19 protein-coding genes are annotated in these 20,316 nt (G+C 35.5%); all 19 read left to right on the forward strand.

What is annotated here, in order from left to right:
* Positions 1 to 11: 11 nt before the first annotated feature.
* Positions 12 to 1,892, forward strand: a complete 1,881-nt coding sequence (locus EKH84_RS04580) for a glycoside hydrolase family 2 TIM barrel-domain containing protein (RefSeq protein ID WP_127065342.1) — start codon at positions 12 to 14, stop codon at positions 1,890 to 1,892.
* Positions 1,876 to 2,844, forward strand: a complete 969-nt coding sequence (locus tag EKH84_RS04585) for a beta-galactosidase small subunit (protein ID WP_127065343.1) — start codon at positions 1,876 to 1,878, stop codon at positions 2,842 to 2,844. Before EKH84_RS04580 ends, EKH84_RS04585 begins: the two co-directional genes overlap by 17 nt.
* Before the next feature lie 559 nt (positions 2,845 to 3,403).
* Positions 3,404 to 3,826 (forward strand): bacteriohemerythrin, encoded by a 423-nt coding sequence (locus tag EKH84_RS04590; protein WP_127065344.1) that lies wholly within the window; start codon positions 3,404 to 3,406, stop codon positions 3,824 to 3,826.
* A 382-nt stretch (positions 3,827 to 4,208) separates the two neighbouring features.
* Entirely contained in the window at positions 4,209 to 4,964 is a 756-nt protein-coding gene (locus tag EKH84_RS04595; protein WP_127065345.1) for a sugar phosphate isomerase/epimerase family protein, read from the forward strand.
* 97 nt (positions 4,965 to 5,061) lie between these two features.
* Positions 5,062 to 6,093 (forward strand): 3-deoxy-7-phosphoheptulonate synthase, encoded by a 1,032-nt coding sequence (locus EKH84_RS04600; RefSeq protein ID WP_013655306.1) that lies wholly within the window; start codon positions 5,062 to 5,064, stop codon positions 6,091 to 6,093.
* Positions 6,094 to 6,378: 285 nt separating this feature from the next.
* Positions 6,379 to 7,545, forward strand: coding sequence for a CdaR family transcriptional regulator (locus tag EKH84_RS04605; protein ID WP_127065346.1), 1,167 nt, complete (start codon positions 6,379 to 6,381; stop codon positions 7,543 to 7,545).
* A gap of 155 nt (positions 7,546 to 7,700) precedes the next feature.
* Positions 7,701 to 9,095: a GntP family permease gene (locus EKH84_RS04610; RefSeq protein WP_127065347.1), complete on the forward strand. Its 1,395-nt coding sequence runs from the start codon at positions 7,701 to 7,703 to the stop codon at positions 9,093 to 9,095.
* A 91-nt stretch (positions 9,096 to 9,186) separates the two neighbouring features.
* Positions 9,187 to 10,419: a glycerate kinase type-2 family protein gene (locus tag EKH84_RS04615; RefSeq protein ID WP_127065348.1), complete on the forward strand. Its 1,233-nt coding sequence runs from the start codon at positions 9,187 to 9,189 to the stop codon at positions 10,417 to 10,419.
* A gap of 508 nt (positions 10,420 to 10,927) precedes the next feature.
* The gene (locus EKH84_RS04620) at positions 10,928 to 11,227 is read left to right on the forward strand and encodes a WXG100 family type VII secretion target (RefSeq protein WP_127065349.1); all 300 of its coding nucleotides are present in this window, start codon (positions 10,928 to 10,930) and stop codon (positions 11,225 to 11,227) included.
* Positions 11,228 to 11,280: 53 nt separating this feature from the next.
* A complete protein-coding gene (locus EKH84_RS04625) occupies positions 11,281 to 11,595 on the forward strand; it encodes a WXG100 family type VII secretion target (protein ID WP_127065350.1) in 315 nt (104 codons plus the stop codon).
* Between the two features lie 254 nt (positions 11,596 to 11,849).
* Positions 11,850 to 12,629 carry a hypothetical protein gene (locus tag EKH84_RS04630; protein WP_127065351.1) on the forward strand — a complete coding sequence of 260 codons (780 nt, stop codon included), beginning with the start codon at positions 11,850 to 11,852 and terminating at the stop codon, positions 12,627 to 12,629.
* A 30-nt stretch (positions 12,630 to 12,659) separates the two neighbouring features.
* Complete coding sequence (locus EKH84_RS04635; RefSeq protein WP_127065352.1) at positions 12,660 to 12,887, forward strand: hypothetical protein; 228 nt, start codon at positions 12,660 to 12,662, stop codon at positions 12,885 to 12,887.
* Positions 12,888 to 13,056: 169 nt separating this feature from the next.
* Positions 13,057 to 13,521, forward strand: coding sequence for a hypothetical protein (locus tag EKH84_RS04640; RefSeq protein ID WP_127065353.1), 465 nt, complete (start codon positions 13,057 to 13,059; stop codon positions 13,519 to 13,521).
* A gap of 6 nt (positions 13,522 to 13,527) precedes the next feature.
* Complete coding sequence (locus EKH84_RS04645) at positions 13,528 to 14,724, forward strand: hypothetical protein (protein WP_127065354.1); 1,197 nt, start codon at positions 13,528 to 13,530, stop codon at positions 14,722 to 14,724.
* Positions 14,725 to 14,728: 4 nt separating this feature from the next.
* Positions 14,729 to 15,460 (forward strand): hypothetical protein, encoded by a 732-nt coding sequence (locus EKH84_RS04650; protein WP_127065355.1) that lies wholly within the window; start codon positions 14,729 to 14,731, stop codon positions 15,458 to 15,460.
* Positions 15,461 to 15,761: 301 nt separating this feature from the next.
* Positions 15,762 to 16,334 (forward strand): hypothetical protein, encoded by a 573-nt coding sequence (locus EKH84_RS04655; protein WP_127065356.1) that lies wholly within the window; start codon positions 15,762 to 15,764, stop codon positions 16,332 to 16,334.
* Positions 16,327 to 16,809: a hypothetical protein gene (locus EKH84_RS04660; protein ID WP_127065357.1), complete on the forward strand. Its 483-nt coding sequence runs from the start codon at positions 16,327 to 16,329 to the stop codon at positions 16,807 to 16,809. The genes EKH84_RS04655 and EKH84_RS04660 overlap by 8 nt, the downstream gene beginning before the upstream one ends.
* A gap of 437 nt (positions 16,810 to 17,246) precedes the next feature.
* Positions 17,247 to 18,128: an AraC family transcriptional regulator gene (locus tag EKH84_RS04665; protein ID WP_190283488.1), complete on the forward strand. Its 882-nt coding sequence runs from the start codon at positions 17,247 to 17,249 to the stop codon at positions 18,126 to 18,128.
* A 135-nt stretch (positions 18,129 to 18,263) separates the two neighbouring features.
* A complete protein-coding gene (locus EKH84_RS04670; RefSeq protein WP_127065359.1) occupies positions 18,264 to 20,180 on the forward strand; it encodes a glycoside hydrolase family 127 protein in 1,917 nt (638 codons plus the stop codon).
* Positions 20,181 to 20,316: the final 136 nt, after the last annotated feature.

The raw sequence follows: 20,316 nt of genomic DNA on the forward strand, positions 1-20,316 counted from the left end.
AGAGATAAACGATGAATGCAAAAATGACGTGGTTAGATGACCCAGAAGTATTTGGTGTAAACAAATTGGCAGCTCATAGTGACCATTTATTTTATCCTAGTAAAGAGGAAATGCTTAAGAAGGAATCTTCTCTTATGCAAAGCCTAAATGGGGTATGGCAGTTTGCTTATGCTAAGAATGCCAAAGAAAGACCTATTGATTTTTATAAGCCGGAGTATGATGCCAGTGGATTTGGCAGCATAGAAGTGCCAAGCCATATCGAACTCAATCATCATGATAAAATCCACTATATCAACACCATGTATCCTTGGGAAGGCCATATCTATAGACGTCCTGTAAAGGAAGATACACCTGAGGGGATAGGGTTATTTAGTGAGGCAAGCTACAATCCTGTAGGTGCCTATAGAACCACCTTTGATTTGAACCTAGGTTTAAGGAATAAGCCTGTAACCATTTGCTTTGAAGGTGTAGAACAGGCTATGTATGTTTGGTTAAATGGCGCATTTATAGGCTACGCAGAGGATAGCTTTACACCATCAGAGTTTGATTTAACACCTTTTATAAAAGAACAAGGCAATGTGCTTTGTGTAGAGGTACATAAGAGAAGCTGCGCAGCTTTTCTAGAGGATCAAGATTTCTTCCGTTTCTTTGGTATTTTTAGAAATGTAACCTTATATGCCAAACCCGAGCTTCATGTAGAAGACTTCTATGTCAAACCAGAGCTAGCAGAAGATCAGAGGTCAGGTAGTTTTGAAGTAGAAATGAAGCTAAGTGGCAAAGCCTCTGGAGGAACTGTGAAGATTTATTTACGTGATCAAGATGGGAAAGGGATTTTAGAAGCCGAGATGCCTGCTTCTGAAAAAGTGATTTTTGCACCAGTAACTTTAGAAGATATTACCCCATGGAGTCATGAAACACCTTATTTATATGAGTTTTTAATAGAGGTGTATAATGAGGCAAATGTATTAGTGGAACTAGTACCTTATTTAGTAGGGTTTAGACGAATAGAGATTAAAAATAATATGATGCTATTGAATGGAAAAAGACTACGTATACTTGGCGTTAATCGTCATGAATGGAGCGCCAAAACAGGTAGAGTCATTACTAAGGAAGAGATGGTGTGGGATATAGACTGCATGCTTCGAAATGGCATCAATGCGGTACGTACCAGTCACTATCCTAATCAAATCCCATGGTACACTTTGTGTGATGAGGCAGGGCTTTATGTCATGGCAGAAGTCAATATGGAAACACACGGTAGTTGGCAAAAGATGGGGGCAGTTGAGCCCTCTTGGAATCTACCAGGAAGTGATAAGAAATGGCTAGCAGCCGTTTTAGATCGGGCAAAGACTAACTTTGAAGTGTTTAAAAATCATCCATCTATTTTATTCTGGTCATTAGGTAATGAATCCTATGCCGAGGAGAATATAGCTGCCATGCATGACTACTATAAAGCAGTTGATTGTAGTAGATTAGTCCATTATGAAGGCGTACATCATAATCGCGCTTATGAGGATAGAATTTCTGATGTGGAGAGCAGGATGTATGCTAGGCCAGCAGAGATTATAGCCTATTTAGAAAATGAGCCTAAGAAACCCTTTATTTTATGTGAATACATGCATGATATGGGGAATTCTCTCGGGGGAATGAAGGACTACATGGAACTGTTTGACCGTTTTGAAATGTATCAAGGCGGATTTATATGGGATTTCATTGACCAAGGCTTAATGGTAGAGGATGAAGTGACAGGGGCCCAGGTGATTCGTTATGGTGGAGACTTTGATGACAGACCATCGGATTATGAGTTTTCAGGTAATGGGATCGTCTTTGCAACTAGGGAAGAAAAACCAGCCATGCAGGAGGTAAAATACTACTATGAACGCTATAAATAATCAAACTCTACAACTTATCTTCGGTGATGTGACCTTAGGGGTGAGTGGAGAAGACTTTCATTATATTTTCTCCTACCAAACAGGAGGATTAGAATCTTTGAGTGTAGCAGGTAAAGAATGGCTTTATCGCACACCTAAGCCAACTTTCTGGCGTGCCACTACAGATAATGATAGAGGAAATGGTTTTTCCTACAAATCAGGTATGTGGTTAGGTGCTGATTTATTTATAAAATGTAGCAATGTGGTAGTAGCAGTAGATGGCAAGAAAGTAGAAAAGCCTATAGCACCTATTAATAATAAGTATACAGATGAAGAGTATGCCGAAAGTGTAAGTCTTTGCTTTACCTATATAACGAATACAGTGCCAGCTGCAGAAGTAGAGGTAACCTACACAGTTCAAGTAGATGGCACCATAGAGGTAAAGGTGCATTATTATGGAAAAGAAGGCTTACCTAGCCTGCCTGTATTTGGAATGCGTTTTATTATGCCAACAAAAGCAGTAGGGTACACCTATGAAGGTTTATCTGGTGAAACCTATCCTGATCGTATGGCAGGAGGAGTGCCAGGAACTTATCATATAGAAGGCTTACCTGTAACACCATATATGGTACCTCAGGATTGTAATGTACATATGGCAACTAAAAAACTGACAGTAACACGTGCCACTACCTTAAATAATGCGGATGCTGACAAGACTACTTTTAGTTTACAGTTTGAGGCACTAGGAGAGCCCTTTGCATTTTCTTGCATACCTTATACCGCAGAAGAACTGGAAAATGCAACACATCATGAAGAATTACCACTGCCTAGAAGAACAGTTGTCTCTATACTAGGAAAAGTACGTGGTGTAGGAGGCATTGACAGTTGGGGAAGTGATGTAATGCCTCAGTATCAAATTGATGCTACTCAGGATATAAGCTATGCCTTTTCTATAAAAAGAGTGTTGATTTAGAAACATTTACAATAGGAGGAGAAGGTTGTAAATTTACCTAAGGAAGAGGTCATTACTATTTAGTAGAGGGCTATAAGGAGTTCTATATTATTGGTTTTGTACAAACGAAAAGGCTCTGGTAATTTATACTAGAGCCTTTATCTATTGGGCAACTATATTACCAAAGATAAAGATATAATGCTAATGCGCCTACTAATATAAGCGCATTAAATAAATTTAAACTACTAAATAAAAGAATTGCTCTTATAAACTCATATTTCATATTACAAATAGAGAAGTCAATAAGCAATAGATGTAAATAGTTATAAACTAGAAAGTATATTTAAAATAACAAAACTTTTGAATAAAAGGATTGTTATGTAACGTAAAAAAATATATAATATCTGCAGAAAATTTATTTATGTAAACAAACATAGAGAAGGAATTATGAAAATTAATGGAATTAGGGAGAGCCCAAGAAAGTGAAATTTTAAAGTAATCTTTTATTGCAAATTCAAAATTTAGGCTATAAGAGGTTTTTAGACGTTAATTAATTTGAGTTAAAGAAGAGGGAGAAGAAATGTTTGATTTTAAATTTGATTGGGATGAGTCACTGAATGTAGGAATCCCTTTTATCGATGAACAACACCAAGAGTTATTTAGTATAGGGAGAAAGTTAGAACAAGAAATATTAACTCAATGTATGAATGCGGATGAAAAATATCTTTTAAAATTATTATGTGAGATTAGGGAATATGTTACATATCATTTTTATGAGGAAGAGAAGGTTATTAAAGAATTAAACCCTCATTTATTTGTAAAACATAAAAATGAACACAATCAATTTATAGCGTGGGTAAATAGCATAGATTGTGGAGAGTTACTACAGAATCCACAAAAGAAGCTTAAAGAAATAAAAGAAGCATTACAAAAGTGGGTTTTTGAGCACATTTTAATTGAAGATAGGCAGGCGCTTTTGGTAGAAATTGAGTCAATGATATAGAGGGTAGGGGCATGTTTAAGAATATAAAAGACATAGGTAAAAATGCAGTTGAATATTATGAAAGGCACGATATAAGAAGTGTATAAAAGATAGGCATAGAGATAGAGAATATATCTAGAGAAATAGTATAAATAATAGATGCTTGCTAGACCATATACATAGATAGCTATAGAATAAAAAAGCGCCGGCAATTGAATGGATTAGCATTCATTGCCGGCTTTTACATGTCCATTTTCTTTGTTATATACATAAGAAGAATGTATATAACAAAGTGAGGATATGTATAGTATAATAATGAGTGATAAAGTGTGGCCAGAAAACAAGCATACTTATAATGATAAGAACGTGATAAAAACAAATTTGGAAAGGGTACAGCAAGAACATGATTTATTTTTCGCAATTATTGGAGACAAATAAAATAGAAAAATTATTAAAAAGGTACCCAGTGGGCCTAGAGGTTATTAGCTTTGGTATTGGAAAGGTGCTAGATGACTTAGAACATTCAATTAGCTACTATCAAAAGGAATTCGCATCATTTAAAGACAATACACCTTTAGCTTTTCATGGCCCTTTTTTAGATTTACAACCTGGAAGCTGTGATGGAAAGATAAGAAGTTTGACAGAGGAACGTTTTAACGCAAGTTATAAGGCAGCTCAGGCTTTTGGGAGCAAAGATATGATTTTTCACACAGGCTATCTGCCAAATGTTTATATCGACAAATACTGGTTAGAAAATGTAGTGGCTTTTTGGAAAGAATTTTTAGAAGACAAAAGTAAAGAATGTATGTTTTATATAGAAAATGTATTAGATACGGATTGGGAGTTACTAAAGGAAATAGTTGATAGAGTAAATCAGCCCAATTTTAAAGCATGTTTGGATATAGGTCATGTTAATGCGTATTCAAATCAAACAGTAGAAGAGTGGATTAAAGCATTAGGGGAAAGAATAGGTTATGTACATCTGCATAATAATGATGGTACCAGGGATGCACATCAAGGCTTAGAATACGGTACTCTGCCTATTCAAACAATATTACAACAGCTTAAGCATGATGCACCTTATGCAAAGTGGAGCTTAGAAATAGGTGATGAAAAAATGCTAGAGGAATCTTTGCAGTGGCTTATTAAAAAGTACTAGAGAGTAATGTAACAATGGATAAAGTTATTGGAAAGTACTGTAGTATGGTATACAATATAAAAATACGCATTACTCATTTAGATAAGGAGAATAGAATATGGGAATGAACTTTAAAGAGAAGCTACCAATACCTAAGGAAATCAAGGAGCAATATCCTATTTCTCAAAAGGTAGCTGAAATAAAGGCAAAAAGAGATGCAGAAATTAGAAAAATCTTCACAGGGGAATCTGATAAATTTATTGTTATTATAGGACCATGCTCTGCAGATAATGAAGATTCAGTATGTGACTATGTAAGTAGACTTGCAAAGGTGAATGAAAAGGTTTCAGATAGATTAATGATTATCCCTAGAATCTATACCAATAAACCTAGAACAACAGGTGAAGGCTACAAGGGTATGCTTCACCAACCAGATCCAACTAAAGACCCTGACTTATTATCAGGAATTATTGCTATTCGTAAAATGCATGTACGTGCTATTGAGGAAACAGGGCTTACTGCAGCAGATGAAATGTTATATCCAGAAAATCGTAGATATCTAGATGACATCTTATCTTATGAAGCTATTGGGGCACGCTCTGTAGAGAATCAACAACACCGTTTAACAGCTAGTGGTATGGATATTCCTGTAGGGATGAAAAATCCTACAAGTGGAGATCTTTCTGTTATGTTTAACTCTGTCGTTGCAGCTCAAAAGTCTCATAACTTTATTTATCGTGGCTGGGATGTAACAACAGATGGCAATGATCTTGCTCATGTTATTTTACGTGGCGCAGTGAATAAGAGAGGCATCTCTATTCCTAACTACCACTACGAAGATTTAATGTATATGATGGAGCTTTATGACAAGTATGACTTAGTGAACCCAGCAGCCATCATTGATGCTAACCATGCTAATTCTGGTAAGCAATATATGGAACAAATCCGTATTGTGAGTGAAGTGCTTCATAGTAGATCATACAATAATGACTTAAAGAAACTTGTAAAAGGGGTTATGATTGAAAGCTATATCGAAGGTGGCACACAGCCAATTAGTGAGAATCAAGTATATGGTAAGTCTATTACAGACCCTTGCCTTGGATGGGAAGAAACAGAAAAACTGCTTTATAAGATTGCAGAAAACTGCTAGACGTTTTTTAGGATAGCTGTTAGTGGAATAAAAAAGAAAGCCGGCAATGGATGATACGCTATTGCCGGCTTTCCTATGTCCATTTCTTTTATTATTTACTTACCCCCTGAGCATAGCAATAAATAAGATGAGTTCAATCACTATGTAGGCATAAAAAACAGGGGAAAACCTAACCGTTATAAAATCTTATAATTTCTAAATATTTATAATAAAGGCTTTCTAAAAACATATAAAAATAGTTATACTAAGAAAAAGAAATACTAATCCCAAAGGATGTGATAGTCTATGAGACGTATTAGTCCCCTAACAGCGCAAGTAATTGTAGATGAAATTGGCAATGAAATACATGCACACATTAATTTTATGGATGCAGATGGCTATATTATTGCAAGTACGGATGAAAACAGAATTGGTATGCTGCATGAAGGTGCACAAAAAGTGATTAGAGAGCAACTGGAGTGCTTATATGTGACGGCAGATATGGAAACGCCTACTATGAAAGCGGGTGTTAATTTACCTATTGTGATTCATGAAGCTATTGTAGGTGTGATTGGTATTACGGGTGAAGTAGAACGAGTGGTTGGCTATGGAAAGATTGTACAACATATGACACAGATTATGGTTGAAGATGGACTTATAAAAGATGAACATCGCTATGACAGGAGAGTACGATATCGCTTCTTGGAAGAATGGATATCTGGTGTGAGAAATAAGTATAATTGGGAATTTGTGGAGCGAGGAGAAAAACTGGGGATTGATGTTAGGAGACCTCGTCGTGTAATGATCATTAATATTGCTACATATCACCAGTTATCGGTAACGTTGCAGGGACAAGAAAAGCTAGAGCAGATGGAGACCACTATTCGGCATAGTGTAGAGCGTGAAGGTGAGTGCCTGTATTTACGTATGCCACCCAAACAAATTGTGTTAGTACCGATTTGCTCCAATGAACAAATGAAGCAAATAGCTAAGCGGTTAAAGGAGAAAATCTATTCTAGATATGAAGAAACGCTACTGATAGGCATAGATAGTAACTCGAATAATGATCGTATAGTATTTAAGATGTGTGATGAGGCAGAAAAAGCAGTAACTTGTGCAGTACCTTTGGTAAGAGAAATTGTATTTTATGACGATCTTTATATGGATTTATTTATGAATGAAATTTCGTTAGGCAGCATGGAAGAATATATTAGAAAATTATTTAGTGGGCAAAGCGAGGAAGATGTGGAAGAATATATGCAACTGATAGATGTTTATTTTACTTATGAGGGTTCAATTACTCAGGCAGCTAATGCACTTTATATCCATAAAAATACCTTACAATATAAATTGAAAAAGCTGGAGACTATTACAGGTAAGGACATACGTAACCCTTCAGAAGCAGCTGCCTACTATATTGCCAGAGAGTTTTATCAAAGATTACATAAGAAAGAACGGCTTACACGTTTTTAAAATAATTCAAGGATATTATACATAACAATAATTACCTTAAATATATGTTATAGAGAATATATACAAAATATTTTAAATAATATAATATTATTAATAGATAACACCCAAGCGTGTATATTGCATTGGGGATAAAAGCTATTAAAGGGGGTATTTTTATGACGGGCATTCCTTTTTTAATTGTATTTATTGTAGCAATCATTCTTATGATTGTTATGATTAGTAAGTTTAAGATTCATCCATTTCTTTCTATTATGTCCATTTCTCTGGTGTTAGGATTAATAGGAGGTATTCCTTTTGCATCCTATACCAATGCGGACGGAAGTACGGTAAGTGGTATTGCAACTGTTATTGGAAATGGCTTTTCATCTACATTTACAAGTATCGGAATCGTCATTATATTTGGTGCATTAATTGGAACAATCCTGGAGGTAACAGGAGGTGCTTTGAAGTTAGCGGATATGGTTGTTAAGTTAGTAGGTGAAAAGCATCCTGAACTTGCCATTGAAATCATGGGATGGGTAGTATCCATACCAGTATTTTGCGACTCAGGGTTTGTCATTTTAAATCCAATTCGTAAAGCATTAGTAAAACGTACAAGGACTTCATCTGTAGCAATGACTGTTTGTTTGTCAGCAGGTTTATATGCTTCCCATGTTTTTATCCCACCTACTCCAGGACCTATTGCAGCAGCAAATACCTTAGGTGTCGGAGAGCATATACTACTTGTTATGGGATTAGGTACATTAGCTTCCATTCCTGGTTTAATAGGCGCCTATTTTTATGCTAAATGGGTAGGAAAGAGAGTAAAAGCTAAGGATGAACAGGAGAATCAAGGAGAGGTTGTTCAAAGCTATGAAGAGTTAGTAGCTTCTTATGGGAAACTTCCAGGTGGTTTTATGAGTCTGGCACCTATCATTGTACCGATTTTCTTAATGGCTATGTCAAACGTATCAAGCATTTTAGGATGGAGTGGTGCAGTTAGTACAGCGTTTACCTTCTTAGGAACACCTATTATTGCGTTAGCTGTAGGTGTTATATTTGGAATTATATTAATGCTTCAAGTTAACAAAGGAAGTCAGCTCTACGATATTACAAATGAAACTTTAAAAACAGTAGGTCCTATTTTATTTGTAACAGCAGCAGGTGGCGTATTAGGAAAAGTGATTGCATCTACAAGTCTAGTGGCGTTTATTACAGAAAACGCAGCAACTCTAGAGAGTATTGGTATTTTCTTCCCATTCCTTCTAGCAGCTATTTTGAAATCAGCTCAAGGTTCATCAACAGTTGCCATTACGACGACAGCAGGTATTATGGCGCCACTAATGGGGGTTTTAGGAATGGATTCAGTAGTAATGTCTGTATTATGTGTTATGGCAATAGGAGCAGGCTCTATGACAGTGTCTCATGCCAATGACTCTTACTTCTGGGTAGTTACCAACTTTGGAGAAATGACACCTGAACAAGGATATAAAACACAAACAGCTGTTACATTAGTAGAAGGTATTTGTTCCATGATAGGTATCTTTATATTATCATTATTTTTACACTAGATTGGCTACATAGGTTTACTTTATAAATAGTTGAAAAACAGACCAGGCATCTAGTGATTAGTGCCTGGTCTTTGTACAAGGAGATGATGAGATGACTCTAAGAGAAGAAGCAGACTACATTGTAAATAAGGCTATTTCCTCAGCACTTCCAGATGAAGCAGTAAGACAGGCTCTAAAAACTAAAGATTTTGGTGAAGGTAAAATTTATATGGTCGCAGTAGGTAAGGCAGCATGGCAAATGGCCAAAGCTGCAAGTGACTGTTTAGACAAGAAGATTGAAAAAGGCATCTGTATTTCGAAATATGGACACATGAAGGGTGAGTTACCTAATGTAGAGTGCTATGAAGCAGGGCATCCTATACCTGATGCCAATTCCTTCAGGGCGACTCAGGTAGCGATTGATTTAATTACAGGCCTTAATGCAGAGGATACGGTACTGTTTTTGCTATCAGGTGGCGGATCTGCTTTATTTGAAAAGCCCCTTGTAAGCGAGGCGGAACTGACGGATATAACCAGGCAGCTTTTAGCTTGTGGTGCAGATATTGTGGAAATAAATATACTTCGTAAAAGATTATCAGCTGTTAAAGGCGGAAAGTTTGCAAAGCTCTGTTTACCTGCTAAGGTATTTAGTGTTGTACTAAGTGATATTATTGGTGATCCACTAGATATGATTGCTTCGGGACCGGCTTATCCAGATAGTTCTACCAATGAAATGGCAAAGAAAATCATCGCTAAATACCATTTGAAATTAAGCGCAGAAGCGATGAAACTGATGGATATAGAAACACCTAAAGATCTAACACATGTTGAGACTAGGATTACGGGTTCAGTTAAATTACTTTGTAAGGCAGCAGCAGAGGCCTGTCAGCAGCTTGGATACAAGACGCTTATACTAACGGATTGCTTAAATTGTGAAGCAAGAGAAGCAGGGACTTTTCTAGCAGCTATCGCCAAAACTTATCAGGGAAGTCAAGAAAGTTTAGCTTTTATTGTTGGAGGAGAGACCATAGTTCATTTAACGGGACATGGAAAAGGAGGAAGAAATCAAGAATTAGCACTTTCAGCAGCTCGTGAAATAGGAGGCTTATATCAAACGGCTCTATTAAGTGTAGGCTCAGATGGAACAGATGGACCTACAGATGCGGCTGGAGGTTATGTAGATCAAGATACGCAGGAAAAATTAAGAAAGCAGGGTATAGAAATTTTCGAGATACTCAAGGAGAATGATTCGTATCATGCACTACAGCGGGTAGGTGGTCTGATTATGACAGGGGCAACAGGAACCAATGTAAATGACGTAGCTGTCCTCTTGATTCGAAGGTGAGAACATACTTTAAACGGAATAGAGATAATCCCAGAGTATAATTTGACTCGTATGGGTTGCTTTGGCATTATAGACTTTGTCCCCCTAGAAAGTCTATAATGCCAAAGCAGCTAATAGGTCTGAAATATAAATTTCAGGCCTATTTTATATGTGTCAATAATATTTTAGCTTTTCATGGGCCTTTTTAGATTGACAACCTGGGAGCTGTGATGGAAAGGTAAGAAGCCTAACTAAAGAGCGTTTTAATTTTGATGATGGTTATAGCTATACAGCAAATGGCAGTGCAACAAACTATAGTGAACTTGAGCCTATAGCCAAGAAAGAATGGCAAAAGCCATAGATTTATCTAGATGCCTATTTATTGATATCCCCCCATAGGCTATAAAGCACCTGAAGATGCTAAAAGTGGTCATTCGAACACTTAAAAGTGCATTTGGTAGTAAAAATAATAGAAAACAGAAATTTGTGATAATATACAATTATCAAGGAAAACAAGGAGGAAAGTAATATGGCATTTTTTCAAGTAACAGCATCAGAATTAAGAGCAAAAGCTGAAGAACTAAAAGGATTAAATGGAAGCTTTAAAGGAGAGGTGGGAAATTTAGAAACGATTGAAGGTGCTTTAAAGAGTAAATGGGTTGGCCAAGCGAATGACAATTTCCATGCAGCATTTGTAAAAGATAAAGGACAAATGGATAACTTCTATAAGTTAGTGGAGAACTATATAGCTGCATTATTACAAATCGCAGCACAATATGAAAAGACTGAATCAGCTAACGCTGAAGTTGCAAGAACTAGAAATTACTAAGAAGTGTTTATTAAAATATCAGATAAGAAAAATATCAAGGAGGCGTCAAGCATATGGAAGGAATTTTAAAGGTAACCCCAGAAGAGTTACAAGCAACTGCAGGTGACTTTAGTGGTAAAGGAAATACAATTAAAGGGTTAATGGATCAAATGATGGGAATCGTAAAGAATTTAAGTGGTTCTTGGCAAGGGGAAGCATCAGCTACTTACTTACGTAAGTTTCAAGGTTTACAAGCTGACATTGACAAAATGAATCGTATGATCCAAGAACATTCACAAGATTTAAATACAATGGCAGAGCAATATAAACAAGCTGAAAATCTTAATATGGAACAGGGTCAAGGTTTAACAGATTCAGTAATTTCATAGTAGTACATAATAATTGGCGAGAGGAAAAAGACATTTCCGCTTGCCAATTATTTTAAAAAAGGGGAAAAGTGAGCAGTATTTCATAGTAATACATTTTATGGGAGAGCAGAAATGATACATGGAGTTCTGTATAAATATAAAAAGGCTTACGAGTATTCTAAGATAAGCTAAATTATGCATTAGATTTAGGTGATAGTGGTTTTGATGTTTCAGAGGGCTGAACGGATGAATAAAGTTATTGGAGATGCTTTGAAGTGAAAATAAAATATGCATTTTGGGAAATGATTAGCATGATTATTTTACTTACTGCATGCGGCAGTATGGTAGAAGGAAGCAATGGTATTGTATTAGAAAAGAGTAATTTGAAAGAGGAGAGTAGTGACATGGAAACAAAGGTTGATATGACACCAGAACAAGAAGCCTTGTTATGCAAGATTTCAATAAACGAAGACAGAGTTAAGGAAGGGAAACTCTTTGTTTGGCAGGAGGAAGTTTTAAGACAATATGATTATGCAATGGATTATTTGCTAGGCAAATATCCTTCTTATACATTTCATATAGTAGACTGCGAACCAAAAAATAAGTTGAATAATGCCTATTCTAAATTTGTTTTTCAAGAGTCAGATGACAGTGAAAGTTATTATGACCTGTACTTATATGTAGAGGATGGGGAGTATTCTGCAGAGGATAATTTTTATGGATATATCATAGAGGAAGAATATGAAAATGAATTGAAAGCAGTATTGTTACAGGAAGATATCCCTTGTGATAGAGTAGATGCACGTATTACTACTGTAGAGGGTAATGACTTCAATGAAAAGCTAGAGGTTAGTGATATTATTAACGGCAACGTGCATGTGCAAAATACAACTTTTATTTATATTGATAGCAATAGGCTGGGAAATGAATCCTATAAAGAAGAGTTTGAGAAAATTAAACAGGTAATCAATCAAAAGAAAGTATCCGGTTATTATATTGTGAGCATTTATGATTCTGTCAATGAGAATAAAGAAGTGTTTAATGAAGCCTTTTGATGAAATATAACTAAGCGTTCGGAGGTTAATATGTCAGAGCAATTATCAACTGAACAGGTATTATTATTAAATAATTTAATGTATATGACAGATAATAAACCGTTACAACAGGTGATTGGCTTAGAAGGAATGACGGTGGAACAGTTAGTTTCAAATATCACTAAAAATGCAGATTCAAATAAATTTGACTCCAATAAGGATTATGGCTCTTATATGACAGGCGATGATTGGCAAAATATTATTAACAGGTTGCAATGAATCAAGATAAGATATCCAATCATAATGTAGAGAGTGATTGCGTTAATTTACTATTAAATGATGTGGGAAACACTACCTTTTATAAAGGTTATGATTATGGAGAAGGAGGATTCCTAGAGAATCATTATCCGAATACTTTTTTGATTTTAAATCTGATGGAACGGTCCAAATGACTGTTGGTACTAGAGATGAGAGAATGGCAGATGTTGATGAATTTCTTGACAATTATTTACGAACATTATCTCCAGAAAATAAACAAAAGACTTTGTTAATGATAGGTGAATTGGTAGAAGCAGGTTTTAATGTAGTAGATATTGTTATACCAGCTAAGCCTAATGAAACACAACCTACTGAAGGTCAACCATGGGCATTTACAGTTCAGACTGAAAAACTCGTTACTGTGACAAGTGAATTAGAAAACAGCTATAATGAATTAATAGATTATGTAGCAGCAATTAAGAGTGTTTGTAGTCATCTGAATGGTGATTTTTTTGGCATAAAAAGATCATTAGATCTAGTAGGGAAAAATGTATTACAACAAACAACGGAATATAAATATATGAAAGAAGCATTAGAGAAAATTAGTACTTATTATCAGGTGAGTGAAGAAAAAATAGTTAAAGGGGGAACATAATATTATATGGCATTTGATATTCGTATTGAAAATATAAAAGAAATAGCAGATGATATTAATAGCTTAAGTAGCCAAATGGGGGAAATGGCCGGACAGATGAACATACTTTATTTTGCAATGAGTAGATGGAATGATTATTGCTCCGAGGCAATCCTTAAAGAAATTGCGACTGAAAAGAAAAAAATTGCTCAATTTCAGCAAGAAATGAAAAGAATGGCAGTTGCTTTAAATAGCGTTAAAAATGCTTATCTTAAATCCGAAAATCAGATTCTTTTGGTATCTAATATTAATCCTAATAGGGGAGAAAATCCTTTAAACCATGTGACGAAGAAGGAGATGGATGAGGCAATTGCCGCCTATGAAAAAGAACATGAGAAGGAAGTGGAGGAGTTAAATGACTTCCTAAATGGAGATGGTGCGGATATTTTAACAGAGGAAGATAAACGCAATATTAAATATCTTATTTATACAGCACCAGAACCATATAGAAGCATTTTTATGGAATCAATTACCAAGTTTAAGATAGCTGATGCGGATGGCAAGAGTGCTTTTTATAAGGCGTGGAAGCATACGGTAACTTATTCCTATCCAGACTCCTTTGCTAGTGACCCACGAGGAGCTTATACAGTATTCTTCCATGAGTGTGGTCATGCCATAGATGACCTTAGTGATGTAGCTAAATGGCTGGGAAGTGATAGCGAAGAATACAAGGTATATAGTGAGGCAATGGGAAAAGATGTGACCATGAGGCAGGCTATAGAATATGACGTTTATTATAATGATAACAATGAACATAGTATAACCAGTATTGCTAACAGAATTATTGCTAGTGGTGGAAGTGGTAGTAAAGGCGATGTACAGAATGTGATTGATGCATTAAAACAAGGTAGTGGAAGTGATTTAAGTAATGCGGATCTTCTTTTATATAATGCAGTGAAAAGTGAATTTACAAGTGGGGTTAGTGGTGCTACTTATGAGGCTGTAAGTGATGTTTATGGAGGAATGTCAGGGAATGAGTTAAGATCGGGGTATGGACATGATACGAGTTACTGGGAAGATGATAAAAAGGCGGCAAAGGAGCTTTGGGCAGAGTATTTTTCTTATAATATGGCAGGAGATGATACAAGCCTTAATCTAGTTTATGAATATTTTCCTGAGGCAACCAAAATTATGAATGAGTATACGAAAGCATTAGGAGCGTAAGAAGATGAAAAAAAATAAAATTTGTATTTTACTAAGCTTAGTTTTATGTATGTCATTAAATGGATGCAAGGCAATATCAATAAAAAATGAAGGTGAAGAAGTGAAAAATAAAAATGAAATAGTAACCCAAAAGAGTGACCAAAGTGTAGAGGATATACAGTTCATGATAGATAGCTATGGCTTTACAAAGGAAGAACTTGAAGGAATTGACGTGACTAAGCTTATACAAGACTATGAGTTAAAGGTGAGATCATTTACAAGTGAAGAAGTAAGAGAAATCATAGAATCACAGGCTAAATACTATATAGATGATGGTAAAACAAAATTGTTTCAAATATTTGATACCCCAGCAGAAGGTAGTATTAAAACAGGCGATCATTTTAATAAGATAGCTATGGTATATAATGAGGGTACTTTTCAGCAAAACATTATATTTGATTTAGTAGAGAGTAAGTGGTATTTAGATGATGCTACCGCACATGAACTATCAGCTAAGCAGAAAGAAATAGTGGAAAAACTACCTGAAAAGTATGAGATTTATAATTGGGAAAATAATTATAGCGGAGAGGAAGAAGAAAGTACAGGTTCATTGTATTGGAAGCTTATTTTTGAAAAGCAAGATGGCTCATTATGTGCTTATACAGGGTATACTCAAGATGGTACGCATCTTCCACCAAACTATAAGGAGTTTTGTGATGACATTATTTCAATCTTAAAGGATGATTCATACAAATAAAGATTATTATATGAAACGGTATAAATAGTGTAAGATAAAAGCGTATGACGAAAATCACTTATTAGAACTAGCAAGTCTAGTTGCCTGATAGGTGATTTTTTGTTTCAAAAAATTAAATTATTAACTATATTTAGGAGTGCTTTTTAATGCTAAATAGAGTAAAATGAATTCAGAAATATAAGAATATTTAAAGTACAATTGCATTTGAATGTATTTGGTCTGAGCAGTTTTATAGATTTCGTAGTCGGTTTAAGTGTGTGGCATAGCAGTAGGTTAAGAGAAAATGGGAGGGGATAGTACTATGAATTTAGATATAGGCTTTATAGCATTTTTAATTATTCTTACGCTAGGGTGTATCATTAAGAAAGTAAGGTGTCCTAAGTCTGTATCTTGGGGATTTTTATGGTTGGTTATTTACAATGATTTAATGGCCTTTCTGTGTTTCCTTAGTATTTCTATGCCCAGCCCTGGATATGATCCAAGTACACAGAATCCACATGCGGGCTATATGCCAGGAGAATTTTTAGTACTTAGTGGTTTTCCACTGCTTTGTATAGGTTTCGTTTTAAAGTTAATTTATTATAGTACAAATCAAGAAAGAACTGATGCTGACAATGAGCAGGAAGAGATAAAAGGTTTTAAGAAGTGGCTGAAGGAGTCGGTAGGAAGTATTATTTATATTGTGATCAGTATTTTCCCAGCAGGCTTTACATTTATGATGATATTATCACGTTTACCTCATATAAGAATATTAGCAATATTAGGTGTATGGAGTATGATACTTTTACCGATCATATTACCATTTGCGCCAAGGCTATATGCATTACGGCATATAAAAGAGATATGTAATCATACAGGGGGAAATCATGGATAACCAAGTATCTAGAAGATGTATTTTAATAGCTCAAATTACAGGTGTTATATATATTATAACAAGTATACTGATGTATAAAACGGGAATTTGGCTTGCTCAATTTGAGGGTTTAATTATACCAGTAGATGTACCATTACCAACGAATATTAAGGTGAATATATTCTTATTAGCAAGTATACTTTTTTATTCTTTGAATTTTAAGGAGGTTTCTAAGAAAAAAGTAACCAGAACAACTTCTATGGGCATAATGATTATAGTTATAGGGGTTATTTTTATATTTAATCAGTCAATAGCCCACCCTCTTAGTGTAATGGATAGGTCAAACAATTTATTAGTCTATGGGGAGGCATGGTTAGACCTTTTTAAGTTAAATCAACTAGCAGATAGGCTTCAAATATTTAGCTTGATTAGTTTTACAAGTTATATAATTGGCTTAAGTATATGGTATGGAAGCCATCAAAGCATAGAGGATTAAAATATATACAAAATGGAGGTTTAATTACAGGATTATTGGAAATAAGGTATTAGTAAGATATCCTATAAGAATAAAAAATATTGGAGTTCCGATAAACAACACATGATAATCAAAAAGTCATCACTTTTCAGTTATAAAATAAGAATATCTAAAATATACACTTTATCATTCATTCTTTAAAAAAATGAATGGCTAAAAGAGGCGTTCTTAAAAGGTAAAGCAACCTTTGAGAGCGCCTCTTTTAGTGTAAGCATTTTTCTATCTAACAAAAAATAGGTTAAGCAGTAATAAAACCTCGCTCATACCAATATCTAAAATAAGATAATGTTGAATATTAGCCTTACTGGTGTTAGAAATAGTCTTTTATTTAGAAAATGATTATAATAGACATATCGAATAATAGGTATAAAGCACATCGTAAAGGAGGAAGAAAAGACATGAATAGAGCGACTCACCTTTGTCGTATTCCGTGTAATTCGTTACCACTAGTGGGTGAAGCAGATTTTGGGCTTTCTCTCAAACCAATGGTGCATTGCGATAGAATTGCAGAATTTAATGTTCTTATTTATGTACTAAAAGGCGGGATGCAAATAGTGGAAGATGGCACTATATATGAATTATCGCCTCACACTTTATTTTTCTTAAAGAGTGGCGTGCATCATTGGGGAGAAAAGCCTTTTGAAAGTGGGACAGCATGGTATTATATACATTTCTATAATGATGAACCCCCTTTAAATATGCCACAGCTGAAAAATAATAGGATTTATGGTGGTCCTAAATATTTATCACCATCGGATTTCAATTGCTATATAACCGTTCCTAAGCTTTTAAATTTAACAATTGGCAACGAATTTGAAAAGGAAATTGAAAAATTAATCGATCTGTTTAAGTCAGCAGTTGCAACGGATATGATTAGAGCAAATGTCATGTTGTGGGAAATTCTCCTGCATAGCTTTGATATTGCACAAGGCAAAGTTGAAAGTTCAAAGGAGGATAGGCGAACACAAAGAGTCATTGATTTCCTTGAGCAGCATTACTGTCGGAATTTTACCGCGGAGGAACTTGAAAAAGCTGTTGGGCTGACTTACAAATACATTGGTACCTTATTTAAACTGAAAACGGGCATGACAATTAAGGAATATCAATCGATGCTGAGAATAAGAAAAGCAGAGAGGCTGCTATGTGAAACAGAGATGTCAGTAGCTGAAATTGCAAGTGAGACAGGATTTTATGATACATTTTATTTCAGCAAAGTATTTAAACGTAAAAATGAAATATCTCCTCAGAAATTTAGAAATGTCTATCTCCCAAGAATTTAATAGCAATCAGACTTAATATAAATCAGATTTAATATAAATCAGAAAAAAATACATAAATTGTGGAATATAATCCATGTTATCTACCTTCATTAAGGAATATTATACATATATAAGATTAATGAGGGAGGATAAGAAATGGATGATATGCTAAAGAAATTTACAGTTACAGATAAATTTTTTGGATATTACGAAGCACTTATTAAGGATACGGTGGTGCCCTATCAGGAAAAGGTATTAAACGATCAAATTGAGGATGCTGAAAAGAGTCATGCCATAGAAAACTTTAGAATAGCAGCAAAGGTGATTGAAACGGGAAAATGTGATGAAGCCTTTTATGGAATGATCTTTCAAGATAGTGATGTTGCAAAGTGGCTTGAAGCCGCTGCTTATACACTATTAATGCATTCAGATGAAGAGCTTGAAAAACGCTGTGATGAGGTGATTGACTTAATTGGCCGTGCGCAACATCAGGATGGGTATCTTAATACCTACTTTACTGTGAAAGAACCGGACAAGCGCTGGACTAATCTTGAGGAAGCACATGAGCTTTACTGTGCTGGGCATATGATGGAAGCTGCCGTTGCTTATGCTGAATGTACAGGGAAAACAAAGTTACTTGATATAATGTGTCGTATGGCAGACCATATTTATGAACGCTTTATTGAGGATGAAGTACCAGGATATCCAGGACACCCTGAAGTTGAACTTGCTCTGATGAGAATGTACAGATTTACGAAAAATGAGAAGTATAAGCGTCTTGCTCAGCACTTTATTGACGTTAGAGGTGTGGATAGTGATTATTTTATAAAGGAAAGTGAGCGTTATAACTGGACTGTTTGGGGTAATGACTGCAACAATAAGGAATATACCCAAAATCATCTTCCTGTAAGGGAACAGACAAAAGCCGTTGGGCATGCCGTTCGAGCAGTTTACCTTTACACAGGTATGGCTGATGTGGCAGCAGAGACTGGTGATGAAAGTCTAAAAAAAGCTTGTGAGACACTTTGGGAGAATATTACTAAGTGTAGAATGTATGTGACAGGTGCTATTGGTTCAGCTTATGAGGGAGAAGCTTTTACCAAGGACTATCACCTTCCCAATGATACAGCTTATGCAGAGACTTGCGCGGCAATTGGTTTGATTTTCTTCGCAAGAAAGATGATTGACCTTGAAAAGAACAATGAATATGCTGATATCATGGAACGCGCACTTTATAACTGTGTCCTTGCAGGCATGCAGCTAGATGGTACAAAATTCTTTTATGTCAATCCTTTAGAGGCTATACCCGGCATATCTGGGGAAGCCGTTACTCACCGCCATGCACTGCCACAGCGTCCAAAGTGGTTTACTTGTGCATGCTGCCCTCCCAATGTAGCGAGACTTTTATCCTCTATCGGAAGATATGCATGGAGTGAAGGAGGAAACACGGTTTATTCTCATTTGTTCATCGGGGGAACTCTTGACCTGACAGATACTTCACACGGCAAAATTAAAGTTGAAACCAGCTACCCTTATGAGAATAAGGTTCTCTATAGATTTGAGCCAGCTAATGAATCTATGGATTTGACCCTTGCAATCAGACTTCCGCTTTGGAGTGAAAATACAAGCATCATGCTAGGTGAAAAGAAAGCCGATTATGAGATCAGAAACGGATATGCTTATCTTACTAAGGCGTTCACAGCAGAGGATATCATAACTGTAACCTTTGATATGAGCATTAAACGTATTTTTGCTTCTAGCAAGATTACAGCTGATAGTGGCAAGGTGGCATTTTCAAGAGGACCATTGGTCTACTGCGCTGAGGGGGTTGATAATGCTGGAGATGTCTTTAGTTTGAGAGCAAAGAAAGAGGGAGAGATTAAAGCTTATAGCTCTGAAAAACTAAATGGTATTGTTGAGATTAAAGTAGATGGGTATAAGGTGAGTGATAGCAAGCTACTTTATTCCACTGTGCGTCCGGAAGTAGAGCCTTGTAAGATTACCCTTATTCCTTATTATACGTGGGGCAATCGGGGGCTTAATCAGATGAGAGTATGGCTTCCGGAAGAATGATGTAAGAGTATTTTGTATAGATCAAGTTATTAGTTTGGATGGATGATTTACATTTGGTGGTTATCAAAAATAGAAGTTAATTGTGTTATTTAGGAAGTAGAAGAAAGGCTATTTTTAGTACTAGTAAAAGCTAGTG

The sequence above is a fragment of the Cellulosilyticum sp. WCF-2 genome (assembly GCF_003990395.1).
In the GTDB taxonomy this organism is placed as follows: domain Bacteria; phylum Bacillota; class Clostridia; order Lachnospirales; family Cellulosilyticaceae; genus Cellulosilyticum; species Cellulosilyticum lentocellum.

Bases quoted from the DNA above. Each gene is read 5' to 3' on its own strand.
- EKH84_RS04645 (WP_127065354.1), top strand. From the start codon at position 13,528: ATGGCATTTGATATTCGTATTGAAAATATAAAAGAAATAGCAGATGAT.
- EKH84_RS04605 (WP_127065346.1), top strand. From the start codon at position 6,379: ATGAGACGTATTAGTCCCCTAACAGCGCAAGTAATTGTAGATGAAATT.
- EKH84_RS04600 (WP_013655306.1), top strand. From the start codon at position 5,062: ATGGGAATGAACTTTAAAGAGAAGCTACCAATACCTAAGGAAATCAAG.
- EKH84_RS04590 (WP_127065344.1), top strand. From the start codon at position 3,404: ATGTTTGATTTTAAATTTGATTGGGATGAGTCACTGAATGTAGGAATC.
- EKH84_RS04625 (WP_127065350.1), top strand. From the start codon at position 11,281: ATGGAAGGAATTTTAAAGGTAACCCCAGAAGAGTTACAAGCAACTGCA.
- EKH84_RS04655 (WP_127065356.1), top strand. From the start codon at position 15,762: ATGAATTTAGATATAGGCTTTATAGCATTTTTAATTATTCTTACGCTA.
- EKH84_RS04595 (WP_127065345.1), top strand. From the start codon at position 4,209: ATGATTTATTTTTCGCAATTATTGGAGACAAATAAAATAGAAAAATTA.
- EKH84_RS04665 (WP_190283488.1), top strand. From the start codon at position 17,247: ATGAATAGAGCGACTCACCTTTGTCGTATTCCGTGTAATTCGTTACCA.
- EKH84_RS04610 (WP_127065347.1), top strand. From the start codon at position 7,701: ATGACGGGCATTCCTTTTTTAATTGTATTTATTGTAGCAATCATTCTT.
- EKH84_RS04580 (WP_127065342.1), top strand. From the start codon at position 12: ATGAATGCAAAAATGACGTGGTTAGATGACCCAGAAGTATTTGGTGTA.
- EKH84_RS04660 (WP_127065357.1), top strand. From the start codon at position 16,327: ATGGATAACCAAGTATCTAGAAGATGTATTTTAATAGCTCAAATTACA.
- EKH84_RS04640 (WP_127065353.1), top strand. From the start codon at position 13,057: ATGACTGTTGGTACTAGAGATGAGAGAATGGCAGATGTTGATGAATTT.
- EKH84_RS04585 (WP_127065343.1), top strand. From the start codon at position 1,876: ATGAACGCTATAAATAATCAAACTCTACAACTTATCTTCGGTGATGTG.
- EKH84_RS04650 (WP_127065355.1), top strand. From the start codon at position 14,729: ATGAAAAAAAATAAAATTTGTATTTTACTAAGCTTAGTTTTATGTATG.
- EKH84_RS04635 (WP_127065352.1), top strand. From the start codon at position 12,660: ATGTCAGAGCAATTATCAACTGAACAGGTATTATTATTAAATAATTTA.
- EKH84_RS04670 (WP_127065359.1), top strand. From the start codon at position 18,264: ATGGATGATATGCTAAAGAAATTTACAGTTACAGATAAATTTTTTGGA.
- EKH84_RS04615 (WP_127065348.1), top strand. From the start codon at position 9,187: ATGACTCTAAGAGAAGAAGCAGACTACATTGTAAATAAGGCTATTTCC.
- EKH84_RS04620 (WP_127065349.1), top strand. From the start codon at position 10,928: ATGGCATTTTTTCAAGTAACAGCATCAGAATTAAGAGCAAAAGCTGAA.